The organism is Bradyrhizobium yuanmingense (genome assembly GCF_900094575.1).
In the GTDB taxonomy this organism is placed as follows: domain Bacteria; phylum Pseudomonadota; class Alphaproteobacteria; order Rhizobiales; family Xanthobacteraceae; genus Bradyrhizobium; species Bradyrhizobium yuanmingense.
Map to the genome: position 1 here is coordinate 730,316 of NZ_FMAE01000002.1, position 24,023 is coordinate 754,338.

Genomic DNA, 24,023 nt, shown 5'->3' on the forward strand with positions numbered 1-24,023 from the left:
CATGTCCGCCAAGCCAGAGATGACGGCCTCCGAGATCGCAAGTGCGGTTGCGGGTCGCAAGATGTCCGCGCTCGCTGCCACCGAGGCTGCGCTCGCGCGCATCGAGCAGCATGACGGCATCCTCAATTCCTTCACCGACGTCACCGCCGAACGCGCCCGCGCGAAAGCGCGCGCGATCGATGCCGACATCGCCGCGGGCAAGAAGGTCGGCCCGCTTGCCGGCGTACCCTTCGCGGTCAAGAACCTGTTCGATGTCGCGGGCCTGCCGACGCGCGCCGGCTCGAAGATCAACCGGGACCTAGCGCCCGCCAAGCGCGATGCGACGCTGATCGAGCGGATGGAGGCGGCCGGCGCCGTTCTCGTCGGTGCGCTCAACATGGGCGAATACGCCTACGATTTCACGGGCGAGAACATCCACGACGGTCCCTCGCGCAATCCGCACGACACCACGCGGATGAGCGGCGGCTCCTCCGGCGGCTCGGGCAGCGCCGTCGGCGGCGCGCTGGTGCCGATCGCGCTCGGCTCCGACACCAACGGCTCGATCCGCGTGCCGTCGTCCTTCTGCGGCATCTTCGGCCTGAAGCCGACCTATGGCCGGCTGTCACGCGCGCGCTCCTTCCCGTTCGTGGCGAGCCTCGATCATCTCGGCCCGTTCGCGCGCTCCGTCGCCGATCTCGCGCTCGCCTATGACGCGATGCAGGGTCCGGATGCCGACGACGGCGCCTGCACTACGCGCGGGTTAGAGCCCGTCACGCCGCGGCTCGATGAGTCCATCTCCGGCCTGCGCGTTGCGATCGCCGGCGGACACTTCCAGAAGAACGTGTTTCCGGAAGCGGTCGAAGCCGTCAGCCGCGTCGCCCAGGCGCTGGGCGCAACGCAAGTGGTGGATGTTCCCGAAGCATCGCGCGCCCGTGCGGCGGCTTACGTCATCACCACCACCGAAGGCGCTTCGCTCCATCTCGATCGCCTGCGCAAGCGCCCTGGCGATTTCGACCCGGCGGTGCGCGACCGGCTGATCGCGGGCGCCATGGTGCCGGCCTCGCTGGTCGACCGCGCGCAAAAATTCCGCCGCTGGTATCGCGCGCAGCTTGCCGAGATCTTTCGATCGGTCGACGTGCTGCTGGCGCCGGCGACGCCCTGCACCGCGCCGAAGCTCGGACAGGTCAATTTCAATCTCGACGGCGTCGAGCTGCCGGTGCGCGCCAATATCGGAATCCACACCCAGCCGATCTCCTTCATCGGCCTGCCGGTGGTCGCGGTCCCCGTGCCGCTCGAGCCGCTGCCGATCGGCGTGCAGATCATTTGTGCGCCCTGGCGCGAGGACATCGCGCTGCGCGTCGCGCACGCATTGGAGAAGGTGGGCGTCGTCGCTGCGCCCGCGCCGAGAGGGTTCTAAGATGCAGATCGATCTCCCCGACGTGATCGCGGAAGTCAAAGCCGCGTTCGAGCGCTATGAGCAAGCCCTCGTCAGCAACGACGTCGCCGTGCTCGGCGAGCTCTTCCGCAACGATCCGCGCACCTTGCGCTACGGCATCGGCGAGAACCTCTATGGCTACGAGGCAATCTCCGGTTTCCGCGCCGGCCGTTCGCCGGTCGGGCTGAACCGCCGCACCGCCAAAACCGTGATCACCAGCTATGGCCGCGACACGGCCGTGGCGTCCACCTTGTTCTATCGCGATACGGCTCCCGGCAAGGTCGGCCGGCAGATGCAGACGTGGATACGTTTCCCGGAGGGCTGGCGCGTCGTTGCCGCTCATGTCAGCCTCATCGAGGAGCCGAAAGAGACCGTATGACGCTTGATGATCTTCCGCAGGGCGCATTGCCGGCCGAGCCGGTGGTGCCGCGCGTTGACCGTGCATCGCCGTCGCTGCTGAAGGTCACGCGCGCCGAGGAGCTGCGGCTGCAGCTTGCCGACGAGATCGTGCGGGGAACGCTGGCGCCGGGCTCGCCGCTGGACGAGACCGACATCGCGCGGCGCTTCAACGTCTCGCGCACGCCGGTGCGCGAGGCGCTGCGCCAGCTAGTGGCGAGCGGCCTCGTCGAGGCGCGGCCGCATCGCGGCGCCGTGGTGGCGCGGCCATCCGTCGAGCGGCTGAAAGGCATGTTCGAGGCGATGGCGGAGCTCGAGGCCTTGTGCGCCGGTCTTGCCGCCGAACGCATGTCGGCGGCGGAGCGTCACGGCCTGGAGGCCGTCCACGAGGAGCTGCGGGTGCTGAGCTACACCGGCAATCCCGAGCGCTTCCACGAGGTCAACGAGCGCTTCCACAACGCGATCTACGCCGGCTCGCAGAACGGCTACATCGCCGAGATCACGCTCGCGACCCGCGTCCGCGTGCAGCCGTTCCGCCGCGCCCAGTTCCGCAACCTCGGCCGCCTCGCCAAGTCGCAGGCCGAGCACGACCGCGTCGTCGTCGCCATCATGCGCGGCGACAAGCAGGGTGCCGCCGCCGCCATGCGTGCGCACATCGAGCTGGTGCGCGGGGAGTATGAGATCTACGCGGTGTCGGTGTGAGTTGCGTGTTCACCACGAGGTGAAGGAGAGGCGTCGGTTCTCAGGAACCCGGCTTTGCACCGATCGTTTCCTCCCATCGATCCGATAAGGAGAAAACACCATGGCCTCCTCCGAGAAAGATCCGCGCCATCACACCCAGAAGATGAAGCAGCGTCTACAGGAGACGGTGACGCATCTGCGCGAAGACATCCGCAAGGTCGACGAGCCCCAGCTCACCGCGATGTTCGAAACGTCCGCAGAGGTGCTGTCCGGCCTCGTCAAGGCGTTCGACGATTACGACAAGAAGAACGAAGCCGCCTGGCGCAAGTCGGCGTGAGGCCGCGGTCGCTGTCTACGCCGTCGTAGCTTCAGCCATAAACTTGCGCCAGCCGCCATAGGCGGTGATGTCGCGAGCTTCGCCCAGCACTTCCGGCTCGACCAAAAATCCCTTCACGCTGCGGCCGTCGGCGAGCCTGATCGTGCCGATCGCCATGGGCGCGGGAATCGCGTTGACGAACTTGCCGAAGGCGGAGGACGACAGCGACCAGATCTCCAGCTCGATCGCAGCGCCTTTGCTGGCCTCAACGCGCAGCATGCCCGGCTTCGGCGGCGTCGTCTTGAGCGCATAGAGCTTGTAGTCGGGCGCGGTCTTCGTCGCCTCGATCAGCTTTCCGTTCAGCGCCGTCAGCTCGCCGTTCAGCGCCATGCCAGTGAGATGCGCGCCGACCACCGCAATCGGGATTTCATCGCCATTGCTTGCGGGCAGTGGCGCGAGCGGGGCCTGTGCCACACCTTTCGCGCCGACCGTCAGTTTGGTATCGGCATGGAACACCCGGCCGATGCTCGCGAGCAGCGCGTCGCGCCCTGCGGGCGCCAGCAGCGTGATGCCGAACGGGATGCCGTCGCTGCGCATCGCAGCCGGCACGGCGAGGCCGCAGAGGTCGAGCAGGTTGACGAAATTGGTGTAGGTGCCGAGCCGGCTGTTGAGCTCGATCGGATTGGCCAGCACCTGCGCGGTCGTATAGGCCGTCGGCGCCGTCGGCAGCACCAGCGCGTCGATGTTGGCGAACGTGCGCTCGGCGATCTTGCGCAGGCCCTGCAGGCGATAGAGCGCCGAGAAGGTTTCCGCCGCGGTCAGCCGCGCGCCGGCCGCGGTGATCTCCCGCGTGACGGGGTGGATCGTGTCTGGCGCGGACGCCAGCAGGTTCTTGATCACGAGGTAACGCTCGGCGACCCAGGGGCCCTCATAGAGCAGCCGCGCCGTCTCGTAGAACGGCTCGAGGTCGAACTCGACCAGCTTTGCCCCGAGCGCGGTCCATCGCTTCAGCGCATCATTGTAGGCGGCTTCCGCTTTCTTGTCGCCGAAGAAGATCAGCTGGCCGTTGCGCGGCACACCCAAGCGCAGGTTTGCCGGCATCGGCGTGATCGCGCCGAACGGCCGGTCGCGCGAGAATGGATCGGCCTGGTCGGGGCCGGCCATCACCGACAGCGCGAGTGCGGCATCGTCCACGGTCAGTGCGAACACCGAGATGCAGTCGAGCGTGCGGCAGGCCGGCACCAGGCCTGCGGTCGAGATCATGCCGAGGCTCGGCTTCAGCCCGACGATGTTATTGAGCATCGCCGGCACGCGGCCCGAGCCGGCGGTATCCGTGCCGAGCGACAACGGCACGAGCCCGGCGCCGACCGCAGTGGCCGAGCCCGAGCTCGAGCCGCCGGGAATGAGATCCTCGCGGATCGAATTCCGGGGAATGCCGTAGGGCGAGCGGACGCCGACGAGGCCGGTCGCGAACTGGTCGAGATTGGTCTTGCCGATGATGATCGCCCCCGCTGCGCGCAGGCGCTCGACGGCGGTCGAGTCGTGCGTGGGCGTGTAGGAGAAAGCCGGGCAGGCCGCGGTGGTAGGGAAGCCCAGCGCGTCGATATTGTCCTTCACCGCGACCGGCACGCCGTAAAGCGGCAGGCTGGCAGCATCCGCCCGGGCCGCGAGCTTCTCTGCTTCCGCGATCGCGTCCTTCTCGTCGCGCAGGCTGATGAACACGGCAGGATCGTCGTGATCGCGGATGCGCTGATAGGTCCGCGCGACCGTCTGCGCCGGCGTCAGCGTCCCCGCGCGGTGCGCGGCCACAATCGCGGCGATCGTTTCAGGCTGCTCGGCCCCCATGGCGGCAAAACTCCGGCAATTCGTCCTCGCCCGGAGTGAAGCAAGCGATGTGCCATTGTGTGCAGAATCCGGGCAGGATGATCGTGCCGGATCCTATCGTGCGATCAGTGGCTTGGGGGACATTTCGGCCGGCGCCCGGCCGGTCGCCTCAGTGACCTATCTGCCCAAATCATAGGCAGTCGGGATCAGGTGAAGCCGGAGAGGATCCGGAGCAGCTGTGCCCGGTTCTCCTTGCCGATCTTCGCCTCGACGTGCCGCTCGTGCTCGGCTGCGAGCCGCTTGAATTTCGTCAGCGCCGTCTCGCCCTGCGCGGTGAGGTGCAGCGCATGCGAACGCCGGTCCTGCTTCGACTTGATCCGCTTCACCAGCTTGCGCTGTTCGAGGCTGTCGAGCAGGTGCACCAGCCGGGCACGCTCGATGCCGAGGCGTTTTGCCACCGCCATCTGCGACAGGCCCGGATTGGCGCCGATCACGGTCAGCACCGAATATTGCGTCGGCCTGATGTCGACCTCGCCGAGCGTCTTGATGAAGTCCTGAAAGATCCAGATCTGGAAGCGCCGTACCGCATAGCCGGCGTGGCCGACCAGTGCGTCGAGGCCGATGTCGTCGGCACCATCGCGTGGTGCTGCGCCGTTGCCGGCGCGCTTGCGCGGGGCGTGGCGGCCGTCGGCCCGGGATGCTGTGGCTGTCACGTCGTGTCTCCTGTCGCGCAACCCTAGCGCCCTTGGACCCGGAGCGAAAGATTGTTGTTGACGACAACAATTGGCGTGCCCAACATTATAGGCCAAAGCAGCCCGGAACGAGGCCGCGGCCGATCCTGTAACCGGGATGGAGGAGGAAACACATGACAGTCGCCTCACATGGTGACGTTGCAGGCCTGTTCGCAACGCCAAGGACCGTCGCAGAGCATCGGCCCGACGGCAGCATCGTTCTGCGCTCGCCCGAGCCTCTCGGCGAGACTGCGCGCTGCACCGGCGATTGGCTGGAGCAATGGGCGCAGCAAAGGCCGGATGCGATCTTCCTGGCCGAGCGCGGCAACGTCGAAATGCCCTGGACCACCGTCACCTATGCGCAGGCGCTGCGGAAGGTGCGCGCCGCCGCGTCCTGGATCCTGGCGCAAGGGCTCAGCGCGGACCGCCCCGTCGCGATCCTCTCGGACAACAGCATCGATCATGCGCTGCTCGCGCTCGCCGCCCAGCATGTCGGCGTGCCCTCGGCGGCGATCTCGCCGGCCTATTCGCTGATGTCGAAAGATTTCGACAAGCTCAAGAGCATGATTGCGCTGCTCGATCCGGGCGCGATCTACGTCTCTGCGCTCCAGCCGTTCGCGCCAGCGCTGGCCGCCATCAAGCCGTTGCACAGCGCACACATCATCAGCGGCAATGCCGATGACGTCGACGCGCTCGCGTTCCACGCCATTGCGGCAACGCCCGAGACGCCTGACGTCGCAAGAGCCTTCGCCGCGGTGACGCCTGATACGATCGCAAAATTCCTGTTCACCTCGGGTTCGACCGGCACGCCGAAAGCCGTCATCAACACCCAGCGCATGCTGACGTCGAGCCAGCAAGCCAAGGCGCAGACCTGGACCTTCCTCGAACGGAGCCGCGATCTCGTCATTCTCGATTGGCTGCCCTGGAGCCACACCTTCGGCGCCAACCACAATTTCAACCTCGTGCTGCGCAACGGCGGCGCGCTCTACATCGATGGCGGCAAGCCCGCGCCCGGTCTGTTCGCGACCTCGCTCGCCAACCTCAGAAGCGTGATGCCGACGGTCTATTTCAACGTGCCGCGCGGCTTCGACATGCTGATCGCGGCACTGCGCAGCGACGAGGAATTGCGCCGCCGCTTCTTCGGCGAGGTGAAATTCGCCTTCTATGCCGGGGCCGCGCTGCCGCAGAATCTGTGGGATGCTCTCGAAGAGCTCTCACTCGAGACGGTCGGCCGCAAGCTGCCGATGGTCTCGGCCTGGGGCTCGACGGAAACCTCACCGCTCGCCACCGACTGTCATTTTCTCGCCGAGCGCTCCGGCAACATCGGCGTGCCCATTCCCGGCACCGAGCTGAAGCTCGTCACCTCCGGCGACAAGCTGGAGGTGCGGGTGCGTGGCCCCAACGTCACGCCCGGCTATTGGAAGGCACCCGAGCTGACCAGGCAAGCGTTCGACGAGGAGGGCTTTTACTTGATCGGCGACGCGGTGAAGCTTGCCGATAGCGCGCGCCCCGAGCGCGGCCTGTTCTTCGACGGTCGCGTTGCCGAAGACTTCAAGCTCAATTCCGGCACCTGGGTCAGCGTCGGCGGCTTGCGCGTTGCCGGCATCGCCGCGCTGGCGCCGCTGGCTCAGGACATCGTCGTCGCCGGTCACGGCGGTGACGAGGTGCGTTTCCTGGTGTTCCCGAATATTGCGGCTTGCCGCGCCCATGCCGGTCTGCCCGAAACGGCGGCGGCCAGCGACGTGCTGGCGCACGACAAGGTCCGCAGCGCCATCGCGCAGGGTTTGGCGAAGCTGAAACAGCAGAGCGCCAACTCCTCCGGTCACGCCACCCGCGCGCTGCTGCTCGCCGAGCCACCGTCGGTCGACGGCGGCGAGATCACCGACAAGGGCTACATCAACCAGCGCGCCGTGCTGACGCGCCGCGCCGATGCGGTAGCGCGGCTGAACGATGATGCGTCGGGTGAGTGGATCGGATTGTAAAGGCCGAGTTAGCGACGCCACATTCCGCTGTCATTCCGGGGCGCGCCTCTTGGCGCGAGCCCAGAATCCATTTCACCGTAGGGGTGGTGCACGATGGATTCCGGGTTCGCGCTACGCGCGCCCCGGAATGACGAGTGGGATACGCCAACAACCCTGTCGCAATATCCTGCCGATTCTTTTGTTGCCTAAGCAACTAATCTGTGCGAACCGTTCCAGACAGAGATGACGGCGGGCGAACCGCCGCGTTCTTTTCTGGAGGAAGCAATGCGCGGCAGAAGGGGTGCCGTCGGCAAATGCCGGCGCATGATCGGGAGTGACGGGAGCTTGCGCGCCGCGCGCGACCCGTCAGGTGTCGACGCTGCCGGTGACTGCGCCGAGATTTTCGTGCAGCCGGCGCAAGAGATCGATCAGCACCTCGCGTTCGTCCTTGCTGAGGCAGGACAACAGCCGTCGCTCGCGTTCGAACGCAGCGACGATCACCTTGTCATGGGTGGCGCGGCCCCTTGCCGTCAACGAGATCGAGTGGGTGCGGCCGTCGTTCGGGTCGGTGCGGATCGACACCAGCCCGCGCTTTTCGAGGCCGGCAAGCGTCCGGCTCACCGGCCCCTTGTCGAAGCCGATGACGTGGCAGATGCGCGAGGCCGGGATGCCGGGTTCGATCGCCAACAGCGACATGATCCGCCATTCGGTGACGTTGACACCGAACTCGCGCTGATAGAACGCGGTCGCGCTGTTCGAGAGCTTGTTGGCGATGAAGGTGATGAACGCCGGGACGTAACGGTCGAGATCGAGCGTCGGCCCTGCATCATGGGGCGCGGGCTTGTGGCGGGCTTTGGTCGAGGACGGCGGCATATCGGGTTTCTGACTCGCGGCGGGCCCAAAGACCTAAGGGCATGCGTCGTCCTTTCACAAGATCAAAATGAGGGAGGTCTTCCATGACCGCATCCGGTGCTGCGGGATCGGGTGTCCCGCATCTCGACGTCGACCCCTTCGACATGAGCTTTTTTGCCGACCCCTATCCGGCGCATGAGCTGCTGCGGGAAGCCGGCCCGGTGGTCTATCTCGACAAGTGGAACGTCTATGGCGTGGCGCGCTATGCCGAGGTCCACGCTGTGCTGAACGATCCCGCAACCTTCTGCTCCAGCCGCGGCGTCGGCCTTTCCGACTTCAAGAAGGAGGCGCCGTGGCGACCGCCGAGCCTGATCCTCGAGGCCGATCCGCCGGCGCACACCCGCACCCGCGCCGTCCTGTCAAAAGTGTTGTCGCCGACCGTGATGAAGCAGGTCCGTGACCGCTTTGCCGAGGCGGCCGAGGCGCGTGTCGATGCCCTGCTGCAGATGCGCAGCTTCGATGCGATCGCGGATCTCGCCGAGGCCTATCCTCTGTCGATCTTTCCAGATGCGCTGGGTCTGAAACCGGAAGGGCGCGAGCATCTGATTCCCTACGCAAGCGTGGTATTCAACGCGTTCGGCCCACCCAACCAGTTGCGCCAGCAGGCGATCGAACGATCGGCGCCGCATCAGGCCTATGTCGCCGAGCAGTGCCAGCGCGAGAATCTGGCGCCCGGCGGCTTCGGCGCCTGCATCCATGCACAGGTCGACGAGGGCGCCATCACGGCCACCGAAGCGCCGCTGCTGGTGCGTTCGCTGCTGTCGGCCGGACTCGACACGACAGTCAACGGCATCGGCGCTGCGGTGTATTGCCTCGCGCGCTTTCCTGATCAATGGCAGCGGCTGCGCGACGACCTCACGCTCGCACGCGGTGCTTTCGAGGAGGCCGTGCGCTTCGAGAGCCCCGTGCAGACCTTCTTCCGCACCACCACCCGTGAGGTCGAGCTCTCCGGTGCGCGAATCGGTGAGGGCGAGAAGGTGCTGATGTTCCTTGCCGCCGCCAACCGCGATCCGCGGCGCTGGGATGCCCCCGACAGGTACGACATCACCCGCCGCACCTCCGGCCATGTCGGCTTCGGCTCCGGCATCCACATGTGCGTCGGCCAGCTCGTCGCCCGCCTCGAAGGCGAGGTGATGCTGACGGCGCTGGCGCGCCGCATCGGGAGAATCGAGATCACGGGCGAGCCGAAGCGCCGTTTCAACAACACGCTGCGCGGGCTCGACAGCCTGCCTGTGACGATCACCCCGGCCTGACGAGGAGCTTGATGCCTGCCATTACCTTCATCCATCCCGACGGCAAGTCCGATCGCGTCGAGACCGCAGGCGGCGAGAGCGTCATGCAGGCCGCGACCCGTCACGGCCTCGACGGCATTCTGGCCGAATGCGGCGGCAACGCGATGTGCGCGACCTGCCATGTCTATGTCGACGAGAGCTGGCTCGCGCGCCTGCCAGCGATGGCCGACGACGAGGATGCGCTGCTCGATGGCACCGCCGCTGAGCGGCGACCGACGAGCCGACTGTCCTGTCAGATCACGATCACGCCCGATCTCGATGGGCTCGTCCTGAAGTTGCCAGAGCGGCAGGTCTGATCTGCCAAGCCGTCGGATCTTCGCAAAATATCAAACAGGGAGGGAATGATGAAACATCTGAAGTGGACGCTCGCGCTGGCTGCGAGCTTGGTGACCGGCGCGGCCAATGCCGAAATATCGGACAACGTCGTGCGCATCGGCGTGCTCAACGACATCTCCGGCATCTTCCAGGACACCAATGGCATGGGCTCGGTCGAGGCCGCGCGGATGGCGGCGGAGGATTTCAACGGCGGCGGCAAGGGCATCAAGGTCGAAATCGTCTATGCCGATCACCAGAACAAAGCCGATGTCGGCAACGCCATCGCGCGCAAATGGCTCGACGTCGAAGGCGTCGACGCGATCGTCGACGTGCCGAACTCGGCCGTCGGTCTCTCCATCAACGCGCTTCTGCGCGACAGCCGCATGACCTTCCTGGCGTCCTCGACGGCGAGCTCGGATCTGACCGGCAAAGCGTGCTCGCCCAACACCATCCAATGGGTCAACGATGCCTGGGCGACCGGCAACACCACCGCAGCCGCCATGGTGTCGCGCGGCGGCAAGGATTGGTATTTCCTCACGGTCGATTACGCGCTCGGCAAGGGCATCGAGGCGGAGGCGCAGAAATACATCGAGGGTCACGGCGGCAAGGTGATCGGCTCGTCGAAGCATCCGCTCGGCACCTCCGATTTCGCGTCCTTCCTGCTGCAGGCGCAAAGCTCGAAGGCGCAGGTCATCGGGCTCGCCAATGCAGGCGGCGACACCATCAACGCGGTGAAACAGGCCGCCGAATTCGGCATCCAGCAGAGTGGGCAGAAGCTCGTCGCCTTCCTGCTCTTCATCAACGACGTTCACGGCATGGGCATCAAGGTCGCGCAGGGCCTCCAGCTCATGGAAGCCTTCTACTGGGACATGAACGATGATACCCGCGCGTTCGCCAAGCGTTTTGCTGCACGGCCCGGCATGAACGGCAAGATGCCGAGCGGCAATCAGGCCGGAGTCTATGCTTCCACGCTCGCTTATCTCAACGCCGTCGCCGCCACCGGCAGCGACAATGCCAAGCAGGTCGTGCCCGAGATGAAGAAGTTCAAGGGCAAGGACAAGCTGTTCGGCGACACCGCGATCCGTCAGGACGGTCGCGTCGTGCATCCGATGTACCTGTTTGAGGTGAAGAAGCCGGAGGAGTCGAAATATCCGTACGACTATTACAAGCTGGTCGCGACGATTCCCGCAGACCAGGCGTTCCGCCCGCTCGCGGAAGGCGGGTGCGAGCTGGTGAAGTAGCGGCCGCGAGCGCGGCGCAATTGCACCCTCTCCCCTTGTGGGAGAGGGTGGCTTCGCGAAGCGAAGCCGGGTGAGGGGTCTCTCTCCTCACGAACAATCGCGAGAGTTGAGAGAACCCCTCATCCGGCGCCGTAGCCGAAGCTCTGCTTCGGCGTTCTTAAGAACGGCGGCCGAAGGCCGCCTATGCCACCTTCTCCCACAAGGGGAGAAGGGAGTAAGACTACACCACCTTGCTCGACCCCTGCGTGATCAACCGCGCTGCGCGCTGGTCTCGCGCGTAGATCCACAGCCAGCTCAGCGCGACGCTGAGGCGGTGGCGCAGGCCGATCAGGAAGTAGATGTGGGCGATGCCCCAGATCCACCACGCGATGGTGCCGCGCAGCTTGATCTTGCCGAAATCGATGATTGCGAGCCGCTTGCCGATCTGCGCGAGGTTACCGGAATGCTTATAGCGGAACGGACCCGCTGCAGCGCCGCGCAGGCGCGCTTTGATGGTCTCCGCGACGTGACGGCCCTGCTGCTTGGCGGCCGGCGCGATGCCGGGCACCGGCTTGCCATCCCAGGCGTTGATGCTGACGGTATCCCCGATCGCGAAGATCTCGGGATGGCCTGATATGGTGAGGTCGGCCTCGACCAGCACGCGCCCGGCGCGATCGTGCACTGCGCCGAGCCATTCGGCAGCGGGCGAGGCGCGCACGCCGGCGGCCCAGATCCGTGTCTTGGCCTCGAGCAGTTTGCCGCCGAACACGACGCCCTCGCGATTGATCTCGGTGACGGCCTGCCCGAGCACGACCTCGACGCCGATCTTTTCCAGCGAGGCCTGCGCATAGGCTGATAGCTCGTCGGGAAAGCCGGCGAGCACGCGCTGGCCGGCCTCGATCAGCACGACGCGGGCCTTGTGCGTGTCGATGTTGCGGAAATCGGCGGGCAGGGTGTGATGCGCCATCTCGGCGATGGTGCCGGCGAGCTCGACGCCGGTCGGGCCGGCGCCGACGATCACGAAGGTCAGCCGTGCCGCGCGCCGCTTTGGATCGATCTCGCGCTCGGCGCGCTCGAACGCCACCAGGATGTGCCGGCGCAAGGTGGTCGCGTCCTCCAGCGTCTTCAGGCCGGGCGCGAACTGCTCCCATTCATCGTGGCCGAAATAGGCGTGCCGCGCGCCCGTGGCCAGCACCAGCGTGTCGTAGGGCACCTCGCTGCCGTCGTCGATCAGCACGCAGCGTCGTTCGGCATCGACGCCGCTCACGGTGGCGAACAGCGTCGTCACCTCGCGCCGGTCGCGCATGAGATGACGGATCGGCCAGGCGATCTCGCTGGTTGCGAGCGAGGCGGTCGCGACCTGGTAAAGCAGGGGCTGGAACAGATGATGATTGCGGCGGTCGATCAGCGTGATCTCGACGGGAGCGCCCGCAAGCCGGTAAGTCGCCTCCAGCCCGCCGAAGCCGGCGCCGACGATGACGACGCGATGGGGATTTGCGGCCATGATTTAACCCTCGATCTCGCTGCTGCTCGCCTTCATTTAAGTGCGGATTGGGCGCCGCGGTCCAATAGAGGTCATCAATCGTCGCATAGGCCTGATGTATCGATCCGGCGCGAAAAAGCGCCGCAGCCTCCCGGACCGGCCCTGGGCCGGCCTCGGCCGAAGTGAGTAGAATTATAATTCTTGCCATCTCAGATCGGGGCGAAATATGGTGCAGGGCGGGCGCTGAGCCATTGGCGGCGCGACATATTTTGCGTTCAATAGAGACAGGCCTGGAGCGGCGATCACCCTGCTTCCAGGACCGATAATTAAGGAGGGAGTGTTATGAGGACGGCATTCTGGCTGGCGGGCGCAGCGGCGCTGGTGCTGGCAAATCAGGCATTCGCCGGAGACACCATCAAGATCGGCTTCGTCTCGACCTTCAGCGGCCCGACCGCCGTGATCGGCAACGACATGCGCAATTCCTTCGAGCTCGCGCTCGATCATCTCGGCCGCAAGATGGGCGGCAAGCCGGTCGAGGTGATCTACGAGGACGACGGGCAGAAGCCCGACGTCGGCAAGCAGAAGACCGAGAAGCTGGTGCAGTCCGACAAGGTCGACTTCATCGTCGGCTATATCTGGTCGAACGTGCTGCTCGCCTCGCTCAAGACCGCGGTCGATTCGAAGACCTTCCTGATCTCGGCCAATGCCGGTCCGTCGCAGCTCGCGGGCGAGCTGTGCTCGCCTTACGTGTTCTCGACCTCCTGGCAGAACGACCAGACCCCGCAGGCGGTCGGCACCTATATGAACCAGAAGGGTGTCAAGTCGGTGTTCCTGATCGGCCCGAACTATGCCGCCGGCAAGGACATGCTGGCCGGCGTCAAGAGCACCTTCAAGGGTCAGGTCGTGGGTGAGGAATATACGGTGTGGCCGAGCCAGCTCGACTTCTCCGCCGAGCTCTCCAAGGCGCGTGCCTCCGGCGCCGAGTCGATCTTCGTGTTCTACCCGGGTGCTGCTGGCGTGCAATTCCTGAACCAATATGCACAGGCCGGGCTGAAGAGCACGATGCCGCTCTACACCGCCTTCACCATCGACGAGCTCTCGCTGCCGCTCCAGAAGGAGAATGCGCTCGGGGTGCCCGGTGCGCAGCAATGGGTCAACGACCTCCCCAACGAGCAGAACAAGCGCTTCGTCGCCGACTACCGCAAGAAGTACCCCGGCCTGCGCCCGACCTTCTACGGCGCGCAGTCCTATGACGCCGCGAACCTGATCAACAGCGCCGTCGTCGCCGTGAAGGGAGACACCTCCAAGAAGGACGAGATGAAGGCCGAGATGGAGAAGGCCAACTTCAAGTCGGTGCGCGGCGCGTTCAAGTTCGGCAACAACCACATCCCGATCCAGAACTTCTATCTGCAGGACGTGGTCAAGGATTCCGAAGGCCAGCTCGCCTTGAAGACCGTCGCCACCATCGTCGAGAACGATCAGGATCGCTTCCACGAGAAGTGCAAGATGAAGTGAGCCACAAGCGACGTAGCCCCTTCTCCCCTTGTGGGAGAAGGTGGCGCGAAGCGCCGGATGAGGGGTTCTCTCCCCTTGCAAGATTGTCCGTGAGGAGAGAGACCCCTCACCCGTTCCGCCGCTTTGCGGCGAGCCACCCTCTCCCGCAAGGGGAGAGGGGAAGCAGAATTGCCTACACCCTCGGCATGCTTGCCGGGCGCACCTCGCGCGCTTGCGCTGCGAGCCTGATGCCGGCGTTGGCCGCGCCAAAACCCTGATAGTTCCTGCGCTCGACGATCTCGAAGAAGAAGCGCTCGTCGAAGATGTGGGTGTAGACCTGGAAGAACTCGCCGTCGCCTTCGCGGTCGTAGAGGATGTGGTTGGCGCGCAGCTGCGCCATCAGTTCGGGCGAAAGATCGTATTTGGCTTCGATGTCGTCGTAGTAATTGTCGGGGATGTCCAGGAAGCCCGCGCCGCGCTGGCGCATCGCGGCGACGGTCGCAAAAATATCCTGACACGCGAAGGCGACATGCTGCACGCCCGAGCCGAAGAACTCGGAGATGAAGCGCGCCGGCAGGGTGCGGTTGGCAGAGGAGCCGTTGAGCACGAAGCGCAGGCTCTGGTCGGCGTTGATGACGGCCTGGCTCTGCACGAGGCCTCTGGGGTCGGCGATCTCCATCTGCGGCAGGCGTTTCAGATCGAGAATGCCGGTGTAGAACAGCAGCCAGGTCAGCATCTCGTCATAGGGCATCGACTGCGCGATGTGGTCGACGGCGACCAGCGCATCGGCGCTGGCGTCGCTTGCGACAGGCTCGAAATCGGTGTCCCAGTTCTTGCCGGCCTGGTCGAGAAAATAGAGCAGGCTGCCGCCGACGCCATGGATCGCGGGAATCTCGAGTTCACCCGGTCCGACCGGCTGGTAGAAGGTGCGCGCTTTCAGCGTCTCGGCACGCTGCATGGCGCGGTCGGCGTCGTCGACGTCGAGCGCGATGGCGCAGACGCCGGGCCCGTGGGTGACATAGTGCGAATGCGCAAAGCCGTCGGTCTCGCAATTGATGACGAGCTCGACCTTGCCCTGCGACCAGCGCTCCACCGCCTTGCTGCGGTGCTGGCCGCTCTTGCGGAAGCCGAGCTGTGAGAACAGGCGGCCAAGCTCGCCGGCCTTGCTCTCGTTCACGGCAAATTCGATGAAGCCGGTGCCGCGGCTCTTCGCCTTCGGGGCCAGCGCCTTGCCGGCGAAATTCGGCCAGTCCGGTGCGAGCTGGTCCTCCAGCAGAATCAGCGAGCGCAGGCCATCGACGGCGGTCTGTGCGGCCGAGCCGGCGCGGAACTGGTCGTTGAAGATTTCCAGCGACAGCGGTCCGGCATAGCCGGTCGCTGCGATCGCCGCCATGAACGCGCCGACCGGCAGGTCGCCCTGGCCGGGGAAAGAGCGGAAGTGCCGGCTCAATGACAGGATGTCGAGCTCGAGCCTTGGCGCGTCGGAGAGCTGCACCAGAAAGATCTTGTCGCCGGGGATCGAGGCCATGGCGCGGGTCGGAAAGCCAGGTGCCAGCGCATGGAAGCTGTCGAGGATGACGCCAATCGCGGGATGATCGGCGCGGCGCACGATCTCCCAGGCGTCGCGGTAATCGTTGACGTGGCGGCCCCAGGCCAGCGCCTCATAGCCGACGCGCAAACGACGTTTCGCGGCGCGATCGCCAAGCTCGCGAAAATCGTCAGCCGCGCGGTCGATGCCGCCGAGCGCGGCGGGTGAGACGTTGGAGCAGATCAGCAACAGATCGGTGCCGAGCTCCTGCATCAGATCGAACTTCCGCTCCGCGCGGGCGAAGTTGCGCGCACGCTGCGGCTCCGGCATGCCCTCGAAATCGCGGAACGGCTGGAACGCACAGATCTCGAGATTGAGGTCCGTGCACATCTTCGCGATATCGCGTGGGCCGGCGCCGAACGACAGCAGGTCGTTCTCGAAGATTTCGACCGCATCGAAGCCCGCGGCGGCGATGGCGCGGAGCTTTTCGTCGAGGCTGCCTGAGAGGGAGACGGTGGCGATCGAGCGCTTGTTCATGCGGCCTGCTCCATGATCTGCCCCGGCGAGATCGTTTGCCCGGTACGCGCGGCCGCGCTGACGGCTTCGACGACGGCGAGCGTTCCCATCGCGTCCTCGACCGAGATCAGCGGCTGTTCACGGCCGGCAATCATTGCGCAGAAATGCCGGAGCTGCTCGACCAGCGGATCGAACGCGGGCGGCGCGATGGTCGCGCGCGACAGCGGCGCGTACCAGCCGGGCTGCTCTGTGTATGACCACAGCTCCATGTTCGGCACGGAGAGCGAACCCGCCGTCCCTGCGAAGATGTAGCAGGGCTGGTCCTGCCTGGGATAGGCCGGGTTCTCGCCTGAGGAGAGCTCCCAGCTCCACGGCGCCGGCGTCGCATCCGACACGGTTACCGTGCCCAGCGCGCCGTTGGCGAAGCGCAGCAGCAGCGCGGCGGTGTCCTCGACCGCGAAGCCGCGCACCTTGTTCGAGGTCAGCGCCTGCACCTCGACGATCTCGCCGCAGATGAAGCGGAGATTGTCGATGTCGTGGATGAGATTGATCAGCAGTGGCCCGCCGCCTGCCTCGCGCCGCCAGGCGACTTCGAAATAATCGTCGGGCTTCTTGAGGAGCCATAGCCCGACCACGGCCGTGAGCTGGCCGAGCTTTCCGTTCGTCACGGCCTCGCGGGCCGACTTGATGACGGGATTGTGCCGCCGGTGGTGGCCGACCAGCATCGGCACGCCGGTGCGTCCCACCGCCGCGCACAGGCGTTGCGCGGTGGCAACCGTCTCGGTCACCGGCTTCTCGATCAAAGCCGGCACGCCGGCTTCGGCGCAGTCGAGCGCCATCGGCAAGTGCAACGTGTTGGGCGACGCAATGATGAGGCCGTCGGGCTTCTCTTCGGCCAGCAGCGCGCGATGGTCCGCATAGCAGGGCACGCCATGCGCCCGCGCATATTCCTTCGCGGCGGGCGAGGGGTCTGCGATGCCGGCGAGCACGCAATCCTGGGAGGACTCGATCAACTCGATATGGCGACGGCCGATCAGGCCGGCGCCGGCCACGGCGATCCGCATTCTCGCGCTCATGCTGCACTCTCCTCCATGGCGCCGCCGAGGAAGAGCTGCCCGATGCGCGGATCGTTCAGAATGCGCCTGGCGTCATCGACCATGCGGGTCTGGCCAAGCTCCAGCACGATGCCGATGTCGGAGATCTCCAGCGCCGAGCGCGCGTTCTGCTCGATCATCAGGATGGTGACGCCGCGATCGCGCAAGCTCTTGAGGATGTCGAAGGTCTGCTGCACCATCAGCGGCGACAGACCGATCGAGGGCTCGTCGACCAGCACCAGCTTCGGCTCGAGCAGCAGCGAGCGGGCGATCTCGAGCTGCTTCTGCTCGCCGCCTGATAGCGTCGAGGCCTGCTGCGCGGACTTGCGCCGCAATGCCGGAAACAGGTCGAGCGCCGCCTCGATCCGCTTGGGCAGGTCGAGGCCCTTGTCGGCGGCGACGCCGCCGAGCTCGATATTGTGGCGCACCGACAGCTCGGGAAAGATGTTGCGGCCCTGCGGCACATAACAGATGCCGGCGTTGAGCAGCGCGCGCTGGCTCAAATTGGTGACGTCGCGGCCGGCGAAGCTGATCTTGCCTTCGCGCAGCTTGAGCAGGCCGAAGATGGCCTTGAATACCGTCGATTTGCCGGCGCCGTTCGGGCCGATGATCGTCGTGATCGTGGCTGACGGCACGGCAAACGTCGTGCCGTTCAAGATCGTCATCTTGCCGTAGCCGCCGACGAGATTGTGGACCGAGAGAATGGGATCGCTCATTACGCGCTCCTAATGTCCGAGATAGGCTTCGATCACGGCGGGGTTCTTGCGGACCTCGTCGGGCCGGCCCATCGCCAGCACCTTGCCTTCCGCCATCACCATCACGCGCGAGCACAGCGACATCACGAACTCCATGTTGTGCTCGATCACGACGAAGGTGGCGTTCTTCTCGCGGTTGATCGCGACCAGGCGCTCCTTGAGGTCCGCCAGCATCGACGGGTTGACGCCGCCGGCTGGCTCGTCGAGCAGCACCAGGCGCGAGCCGCCCATGAAGGCCATGGCGGCATCGAGCAGTTTTTGCTGACCATAAGAGAGACCCCCAGCCGGCTCGTCGGCGAGATGGTCGAGCTTGAAGAATCCGATCATCTGGTTCGCGGCCTCCGTCAGCCCGGCATCGGAGCGGCCGACCAGGCGCGAGGCCATGTTGCCCTGGTGCTCCTGTCCGGCGAGGATCAGGTTCTCGCGCACCGAGAGCTTTGGGAACACCTGCAACAGCTGGAAGGTGCGGCTGACCCCGAGCTTGTTGAGCTCGGAGGGACGCAGGCCCGTGACGACCTGTCCGTCGAGCTTGACTTCGCCGCCGGTCGGCGTGAGCTGGCCGAGGATGCAGTTGAACAGCGTGGACTTGCCGCAGCCGTTCGGCCCGATCAGGCCGAGGATCTCGCCCTCGCGCACGTCGAACGAGACCCCGTTGACGGCGTGAATGCCGCCAAAGCTCTTCTTGATGTCGGTGACTTCGAGGACCGCACTCATTGCGCCGTCTCCAGGCGCGACTTTGCGACGGCGCGCAGCGCGGACGCCGCCTTGGTGCGGCGCTCGGCGAGATATCGGTCGAGGATTCCGAGAATGCCGGTTGGCGACCAGATCAGCAGCAGCATCACGGCGACGGCGTAGAGCATCAGGTAGTAGCCTTCCGTGAAGCGCAGCCATTCCGGCAGCAGCACCGCGATCATCGCGCCCAGGAACGGGCCGAAATAGAAGCCGGCGCCGCCGACGATCACCATCAAGAGGAGGTCGAGCGAGAGCGACAGGTTGAACGGCACGGGATCGATATATTGCGTCAGCGGCGCATAGAGCGCTCCGGCGACGCCGCCGAGCGCCGAGCCGATCGCGAACGCCATCAGCGTGTAGCGGCGGGTGTCGACGCCGAGGGATTGCGCGCGCAACGGATTCTCGCGCAACGCCATGAAGGCACGGCCCCAGGGCGAACGGATCAGCCACCACACCGCAAGCGAGACGATCGCGAGCGAGCCGAGGCAGACATAGTAGAACGGCAGCGGCTTGTTGGTCGCGATGCCGAAGATGTGCGGACGCGGAATGTTGGAGATGCCGTAGATGCCGCCGGTCAGCCAGCTCTCGTTGCGGAACACCAGGAAGGCGAGGGTGGAAAAGGCGAGGGTGACGAAGGCGAGGTAATGGTGCTGCACGCGCAGTGCGGGATAGCCGAGCACCCAGCCGATCGCAAAGCTCAAGACGATCGCCACCAGGATCGCCGCCGGCAGCGGCCAGCCATGTGTGGTCATGATCGCGGCCGCATAGGCGCCGATGCCGACGAAGGCGCCTTGCGCCAGCGAGACCTGGCCGGCATAGCCGAGCGTGAGATTGAGCCCCATGGCGGCGATGCTCATCACCGCCCATTGGCTCAGGATGAACAGGCCGTAGCGGTTGAAGTTCATGGGGACGATGATCAGCGCGGCGATGATGGCAAGGCCGAGCGCGATCTTCAGGGGTTTGGCGATGCCGCTCATACGGTGCGCTCCTCGGCACGGCCGAGCAAGCCCTGCGGCCGGAACAGGATGACGGCGATCAGGAACATCATCGGCACGGCGGCGCGATACTGCGTCGAGACATAGGCCGCCGCGAGATTGTCGAGTACGCCGATCAGCAGGCCGCCGGCGATGGCGCCGCGCACCTGGTTGAAGCCGCCGACGATCGCGGCGATGAAGGCGGCCTGGCCCAGCACCTCGCCGGACGAGAATTTTGCGAGGTAGATCGGTGTGATCAGCAGCGAGGCCAGCGCCACCAGGAAGGCGTTGATCAGGAAGGTCAGCAGGATCATGCGCTCGACCGGGACGCCGATGATGCGGGCCACCGTCGGGTTCTGCGCCGCCGCCTGCATCTGGTGGCCGAGCGAGGTACGGCTCAGCAGCGTGGTCAGGCCGAGAACGGCGAGGATGGCAACAGTGAGCACGCCGATGCTCTGCAGCGACACAGCATGGCCGAGGATGGAGATGTCGCCGGTCGGCACGATCGAGGGGAAGGGCGAAGCCTCCGCGCTGTAGAACTGCTTGACCGATTCCTTGATGGCGATCGCGAGCGCCATGGTCGCGATCGCCAGCGGTAGCACACCGTGACGCATCATCGGGTCCACCAGCAGCATCTTGAAGGCGAGCCCGAGCAGGATCAGCGAGAGCAGGATGCCGAGGATGATCGCGAGCCAGAACGGCGCGCCCACATGCATCGCGGCCAGCATCAGGAACGCCGGCAGCATCACGAACTCGCCTTGCGCGAAATTGATAGTCTGCGAGGTCTGCCACAGCAGCGTGAAGCCGACCGCGACCAGCGCGTAGATGGCGCCGGTGGCGAGCCCCGCGACCAGTAGATCGAATAGGTTGGACATGTTCCCCTCTTTCCTCTCCCTCTCCCCGCTCTCTTTCTTCTCCCTCTCCCCGTACTTACGGGGAGAGGGTTGGGGTGAGGGGCTGTCTCCGCGTAATCGATTGTCACCGTCGTCGCGGAAGCAGCCCCTCACCCCGCCCTCTCCCCGCGATGGGGCGGGGAGAGGGAGACGAAAGATCTCTCCCCGCGTAGAGCGGGGCGAGGGAGAAGGGCCACGCTTCACTTCACCTTGGGCAGCACCTGCTTCACCACCTGCTTGCCTTCGACCACCTCGACCAGGAAGCTCTGGCGGTCGATGTCGCCGGTGTCGCTGAAGGTGACGTCCATCAAAATGCCCGGCTCGTCCGCGGCCTTGATGGTGAGGCCGTGCAGCGTGTCGGCGAACTTCTTCGGGTCGACCTTGCCCATCTTTTCCGTGGTCGCCTTCACCATGTAGACGGCGAGGTAGCCCTTCAGGCCGTTATGATCGGGGACGTAATTGTACTTCTTGGAGAACTTCTCGCGGAACGCCTTGACCAGATCGACCGGCGCGTCGGTGGTGAGGCCGACATGGCCGCGCGCGCCGTTGGCGGCATCGCCCGCGAGCTCGATCACCTTCTGGCCGATCAGCGTGGTCTCGCCCATCAGCGGCGCGGTGACGCCCTGGCGCTTCAGCTCCTTCAGGATGCGCGCGCTCTCTTCCTCGTTCAGGTAGACGAACACGGCGTCGGGATTGGCGGCCTTGATCTTGCCGACGTCGGCGGCGAAGTCGGCCTGGCCCGCTTCGGTGGAGAGATCGGCGACGACCTTGGAGCCGAGCCGGTCGAGCTCCTTGACCACGACGTCGCGGCCACCGCGGCCGAAATCGTTGTTGACCCAGACCACCGCAACGGTCTTCGCCTTCATCTCGTCGTGGATGTACTTTGCGACCTTCGGCATTGAGGATTGCTGGCCGAAGGAGGTGCGGAACAGGAACTTGTTTCCTGTCTGCGTCAGCTCGGCGGCTTCGCCGCCCATGATCTGCGCGATGCCGGCTTCGGCCGCGAGCGGCGCGGTCACCTTCACCGAGCCGGAGTAACCGGGCCCGAGCAGCACATAGGGCTCGGCGTCGAGCGCCTTCTGCACCTGGGCGCGCGCCACCCCGGGGTTGGACTGCGAGTCGGCGTGGCTGACCTCGAGCTTGCGGCCGAGCACGCCGCCCTTGGCGTTGATCTCCTCGATCGCGAGGTCGATGCCGTTCTTCCAGTTCGTGCCGACGGTGGCGCCGCCGCCCGAGAGCTCCGCGACGTTGGCGAGCTTGATTGCCTGGGCAAAGGCGCCCGTTGCGGTCATGAGGGTGAGCAATGCGCCCACCACTAGCGTTGATTTCATCGTCCTCTCCTCCCGTTTCAAATCTTGCAAGCGGCCTTGTATCCGGCCGCTTCGCCTCAAGCTGCCTGATAGGCGGCGCTGCGCGCTGCCATCACGGCGTCGAAAGCCTCTCCCATGATCTCGGTGGATGGGGCAAGGCCTGTGAACAATTCGAAGGCGTCGGCGGCCTGGTAGATCGCGAGGTCGCGGCCGGTCATGATCTTCGCGCCCTTCTCTCGCGCTGCGGCCAGCAGCGGCGTGATCAGCGGCGAGTAGACGGCGTCGGCGACCCAAAGGTCCGCCCTGAGCAGTCTCGCCGGCACCGGCGTGTCACGGTTCGGCAGCATGCCGACCGGCGTGCCGTTGACGAGACCGGTCGCACCCTCGAGCGCATCCTCGACGCTGGCGGCGACGCGGGCGCCGCGCGGGGCGAGCATGGTGGCCAGCTTCTCGGCGCGCGCCGGCTCGCTGTCGAAAATGCGGATGTCAGCCACCTCTCGGCTCGCCAGCGCAAACGCGATGGCCTTGCCGACGCCGCCGGCGCCGATCAGGGCGATGGCGTTGCCGGAGGGCGCCAGCAACGGCGTCACCGCCCGCGCAAAACCCGTGGTGTCGGTGTTGTGGCCGGTCAGCCGGCCATCCCTGACGACGACGGTGTTGACCGCGCCCATGCTGGCTGCGCCCGGCGCCAGCGCGTCGAGCAGCGGCACCACCGCTTCCTTGTAGGGGTAGGTGACATTGACGCCGGCAAAGCCGAGCCGCCGGACGCCCTCGAGCATCATGCGCAGCCCGGCCGCATCGGCCCCGGCGACCTCGATGAGCTGGTAATGGCCGCGCAGGCCGAGCGCTTCGGCGGCGCGCTCATGCATGGCGGGCGAGGCGGAATGCGCGATCGGGGCGCCGATCAGGCCGGTGAGGAGCTTCTTACTGGCGGCGTATCCGCGTTTCGACATGGTTCGCTATCGTCTCAAGGGAGCGTCCGGCCCCGGCCATTAGCGGGGAAATCCGTGCAATTCCAGCTGCGACGATAGCCTTTCCCCCGCCTAACACAATTACCCTTTTATCTGGCAAACCTAACATCATGTTATTTCCTCCGCCCGCGGGCAGGGGCGGTCTTGCCACTGCCGCGGGAGGGCTCGACCGCGCGCATCTCGGCGCGCAGGGCCTCGATGAAATACTCGGCATGCAGCGACAGCGGCGTGCCGCGCTTGACTGCGATGTAGGTGTCGAACCGCGTCGGCTCGGCGATCTTCAGAAGCTCGATGCCGGGATAGCCGCCATGGGCGACGGTGAACTGGTCGATGATGGCGATGCCGAGCCCCGCCTTCACCAGCGCGCAGACGGTGGTGCCGAAGCGCGCGCGGATCGTGATGTTGTAGTCGAGCCGGTGGCGCGCGAAGATCCCGGCCATGATCCGGCCGTAGGGGTCGTTGGGATCGATGCCGATCAGCGGATAGCGCGTGATCTCGGCGGCGGAGACCTGCTTGCGGCCGGAGAGCTCGTGGCCGGGCGGCACGATGCAATAGAGCTCGCCCGAGGCGAGCGGCATGAAGTCGAGCCCGGAATGCTCGAGCCGATAGCTCATCGCCACGCATTCGCCGCGGCCGAGCATCAGGTAGTCGATGGCTTCCTCGAGCTTGAGGATGTTGATGTCGATGCCGAGATCGGGATAGCGGCGGCGGACGCGCTCGATCGCACGCGGCACCATCACCTGCGAGATGCTCGGCACCGAGCCGATGCGCAGCTCCGACAGGCCGCCGCGGCCGATCTTGGAGATGATCTCGGAGAGGTCGTCGACCTTCTTGTAGACGCCGTTGATCTGCTCGAAGATGTTCTCCGCTTCCGGCGTCGGGAAGTAGCGCCCGTTTTGGCGCTGGAAGAAGCGGATGCCGAGCGAGCGCTCGGTGTATTTGACGAGGCGGCTGATCCCCGGCGCCGAGACGTTGAGCAGCTTCGCCGCACCGCCGATGGTGCCCGTCACCATCACGGCACGGATCACTTCGACCTGGCGCAGCGTCATCATGGCCTTGAACTGTCCCTGGCATCGACAAGAGATCGCGGCGATCATCTCACGAGAGATGCGCTGTCATCCAGCGGCAAGTGTGCGCCGATGTGGCCGGAGGCTGGCGCTTTCCCTCTCCCCTTGTGGGAGAGGGTGGATCGCCGTAGAGCGGCGAGACGG

Annotated in this window: 22 protein-coding genes; 9 read left to right on the forward strand and 13 right to left on the reverse strand. The window is 65.8% G+C overall.

Annotation, left to right across the window (positions count from 1 at the left end):
- Position 1 precedes the first annotated feature (1 nt).
- From GA0061099_RS08480 to GA0061099_RS08495, 4 genes are all read left to right on the forward strand, one after another.
- Positions 2–1,396: an AtzE family amidohydrolase gene (locus GA0061099_RS08480; RefSeq protein WP_036020308.1), complete on the forward strand. Its 1,395-nt coding sequence runs from the start codon at positions 2–4 to the stop codon at positions 1,394–1,396.
- Position 1,397: 1 nt separating this feature from the next.
- Complete coding sequence (gene hpxZ, locus GA0061099_RS08485) at positions 1,398–1,793, forward strand: oxalurate catabolism protein HpxZ (protein WP_036020310.1); 396 nt, start codon at positions 1,398–1,400, stop codon at positions 1,791–1,793.
- Positions 1,790–2,512: a GntR family transcriptional regulator gene (locus GA0061099_RS08490; RefSeq protein WP_025033634.1), complete on the forward strand. Its 723-nt coding sequence runs from the start codon at positions 1,790–1,792 to the stop codon at positions 2,510–2,512. The genes hpxZ and GA0061099_RS08490 overlap by 4 nt, the downstream gene beginning before the upstream one ends.
- A gap of 100 nt (positions 2,513–2,612) precedes the next feature.
- Positions 2,613–2,828, forward strand: a complete 216-nt coding sequence (locus tag GA0061099_RS08495) for a hypothetical protein (protein ID WP_036020312.1) — start codon at positions 2,613–2,615, stop codon at positions 2,826–2,828.
- Between the two features lie 15 nt (positions 2,829–2,843).
- On the opposite strand, the gene atzF is transcribed toward GA0061099_RS08495, so the two are convergent.
- Both atzF and GA0061099_RS08505 read right to left on the reverse strand, forming a co-directional pair.
- Positions 2,844–4,652, reverse strand: coding sequence for an allophanate hydrolase (atzF, locus tag GA0061099_RS08500; protein WP_036020316.1), 1,809 nt, complete (start codon positions 4,650–4,652; stop codon positions 2,844–2,846).
- A gap of 185 nt (positions 4,653–4,837) precedes the next feature.
- Positions 4,838–5,344: a MarR family winged helix-turn-helix transcriptional regulator gene (locus GA0061099_RS08505; RefSeq protein WP_036020367.1), complete on the reverse strand. Its 507-nt coding sequence runs from the start codon at positions 5,342–5,344 to the stop codon at positions 4,838–4,840.
- A 152-nt stretch (positions 5,345–5,496) separates the two neighbouring features.
- Here GA0061099_RS08505 and GA0061099_RS08510 point away from each other — a divergent pair, with 152 nt between their 5' ends.
- Positions 5,497–7,344, forward strand: a complete 1,848-nt coding sequence (locus GA0061099_RS08510; RefSeq protein WP_036020320.1) for a feruloyl-CoA synthase — start codon at positions 5,497–5,499, stop codon at positions 7,342–7,344.
- 345 nt (positions 7,345–7,689) lie between these two features.
- On the opposite strand, the gene GA0061099_RS08515 is transcribed toward GA0061099_RS08510, so the two are convergent.
- Positions 7,690–8,196, reverse strand: a complete 507-nt coding sequence (locus tag GA0061099_RS08515; RefSeq protein WP_036001836.1) for a MarR family winged helix-turn-helix transcriptional regulator — start codon at positions 8,194–8,196, stop codon at positions 7,690–7,692.
- Between the two features lie 83 nt (positions 8,197–8,279).
- On the opposite strand from GA0061099_RS08515, the gene GA0061099_RS08520 reads away from it, so the two are divergent.
- From GA0061099_RS08520 to GA0061099_RS08530, 3 genes are read left to right on the forward strand one after another with little or no spacing between them, the layout of a single operon-like run.
- A complete protein-coding gene (locus GA0061099_RS08520) occupies positions 8,280–9,488 on the forward strand; it encodes a cytochrome P450 (RefSeq protein WP_036020323.1) in 1,209 nt (402 codons plus the stop codon).
- Between the two features lie 11 nt (positions 9,489–9,499).
- Positions 9,500–9,823, forward strand: coding sequence for a 2Fe-2S iron-sulfur cluster-binding protein (locus GA0061099_RS08525; RefSeq protein ID WP_036001831.1), 324 nt, complete (start codon positions 9,500–9,502; stop codon positions 9,821–9,823).
- A 48-nt stretch (positions 9,824–9,871) separates the two neighbouring features.
- Positions 9,872–11,083 (forward strand): ABC transporter substrate-binding protein, encoded by a 1,212-nt coding sequence (locus tag GA0061099_RS08530; RefSeq protein WP_036001888.1) that lies wholly within the window; start codon positions 9,872–9,874, stop codon positions 11,081–11,083.
- 220 nt (positions 11,084–11,303) lie between these two features.
- Here the strand turns inward: GA0061099_RS08530 and GA0061099_RS08535 are convergent, their stop codons facing one another.
- On the reverse strand, positions 11,304–12,566 hold the full coding sequence (locus tag GA0061099_RS08535; RefSeq protein WP_036020326.1) for an NAD(P)/FAD-dependent oxidoreductase: 1,263 nt from the start codon (positions 12,564–12,566) through the stop codon (positions 11,304–11,306).
- 321 nt (positions 12,567–12,887) lie between these two features.
- On the opposite strand from GA0061099_RS08535, the gene GA0061099_RS08540 reads away from it, so the two are divergent.
- Positions 12,888–14,060, forward strand: a complete 1,173-nt coding sequence (locus GA0061099_RS08540; protein ID WP_036020328.1) for an ABC transporter substrate-binding protein — start codon at positions 12,888–12,890, stop codon at positions 14,058–14,060.
- A gap of 172 nt (positions 14,061–14,232) precedes the next feature.
- On the opposite strand, the gene GA0061099_RS08545 is transcribed toward GA0061099_RS08540, so the two are convergent.
- The 9 genes from GA0061099_RS08545 to GA0061099_RS08585 all read right to left on the reverse strand — a co-directional run bounded on the left by GA0061099_RS08545 (position 14,233) and on the right by GA0061099_RS08585 (position 23,864).
- On the reverse strand, positions 14,233–16,104 hold the full coding sequence (locus tag GA0061099_RS08545; protein ID WP_036020331.1) for a bifunctional sugar phosphate isomerase/epimerase/4-hydroxyphenylpyruvate dioxygenase family protein: 1,872 nt from the start codon (positions 16,102–16,104) through the stop codon (positions 14,233–14,235).
- Positions 16,101–17,159 carry a Gfo/Idh/MocA family protein gene (locus tag GA0061099_RS08550; protein WP_036020335.1) on the reverse strand — a complete coding sequence of 353 codons (1,059 nt, stop codon included), beginning with the start codon at positions 17,157–17,159 and terminating at the stop codon, positions 16,101–16,103. Before GA0061099_RS08550 ends, GA0061099_RS08545 begins: the two co-directional genes overlap by 4 nt.
- Positions 17,156–17,893, reverse strand: coding sequence for an ABC transporter ATP-binding protein (locus GA0061099_RS08555; protein ID WP_036020339.1), 738 nt, complete (start codon positions 17,891–17,893; stop codon positions 17,156–17,158). Before GA0061099_RS08555 ends, GA0061099_RS08550 begins: the two co-directional genes overlap by 4 nt.
- A gap of 9 nt (positions 17,894–17,902) precedes the next feature.
- Positions 17,903–18,646 carry an ABC transporter ATP-binding protein gene (locus GA0061099_RS08560; RefSeq protein ID WP_036001814.1) on the reverse strand — a complete coding sequence of 248 codons (744 nt, stop codon included), beginning with the start codon at positions 18,644–18,646 and terminating at the stop codon, positions 17,903–17,905.
- Positions 18,643–19,641 (reverse strand): branched-chain amino acid ABC transporter permease, encoded by a 999-nt coding sequence (locus tag GA0061099_RS08565; protein WP_036020342.1) that lies wholly within the window; start codon positions 19,639–19,641, stop codon positions 18,643–18,645. Before GA0061099_RS08565 ends, GA0061099_RS08560 begins: the two co-directional genes overlap by 4 nt.
- Entirely contained in the window at positions 19,638–20,513 is an 876-nt protein-coding gene (locus GA0061099_RS08570) for a branched-chain amino acid ABC transporter permease (RefSeq protein ID WP_036020345.1), read from the reverse strand. Before GA0061099_RS08570 ends, GA0061099_RS08565 begins: the two co-directional genes overlap by 4 nt.
- 218 nt (positions 20,514–20,731) lie before the next feature.
- Positions 20,732–21,862 carry an ABC transporter substrate-binding protein gene (locus GA0061099_RS08575; RefSeq protein WP_036020347.1) on the reverse strand — a complete coding sequence of 377 codons (1,131 nt, stop codon included), beginning with the start codon at positions 21,860–21,862 and terminating at the stop codon, positions 20,732–20,734.
- A 56-nt stretch (positions 21,863–21,918) separates the two neighbouring features.
- On the reverse strand, positions 21,919–22,794 hold the full coding sequence (locus GA0061099_RS08580; RefSeq protein ID WP_036020348.1) for a shikimate dehydrogenase: 876 nt from the start codon (positions 22,792–22,794) through the stop codon (positions 21,919–21,921).
- A gap of 131 nt (positions 22,795–22,925) precedes the next feature.
- Positions 22,926–23,864, reverse strand: coding sequence for a LysR family transcriptional regulator (locus tag GA0061099_RS08585; protein ID WP_036001799.1), 939 nt, complete (start codon positions 23,862–23,864; stop codon positions 22,926–22,928).
- Positions 23,865–24,023 lie beyond the last annotated feature (159 nt).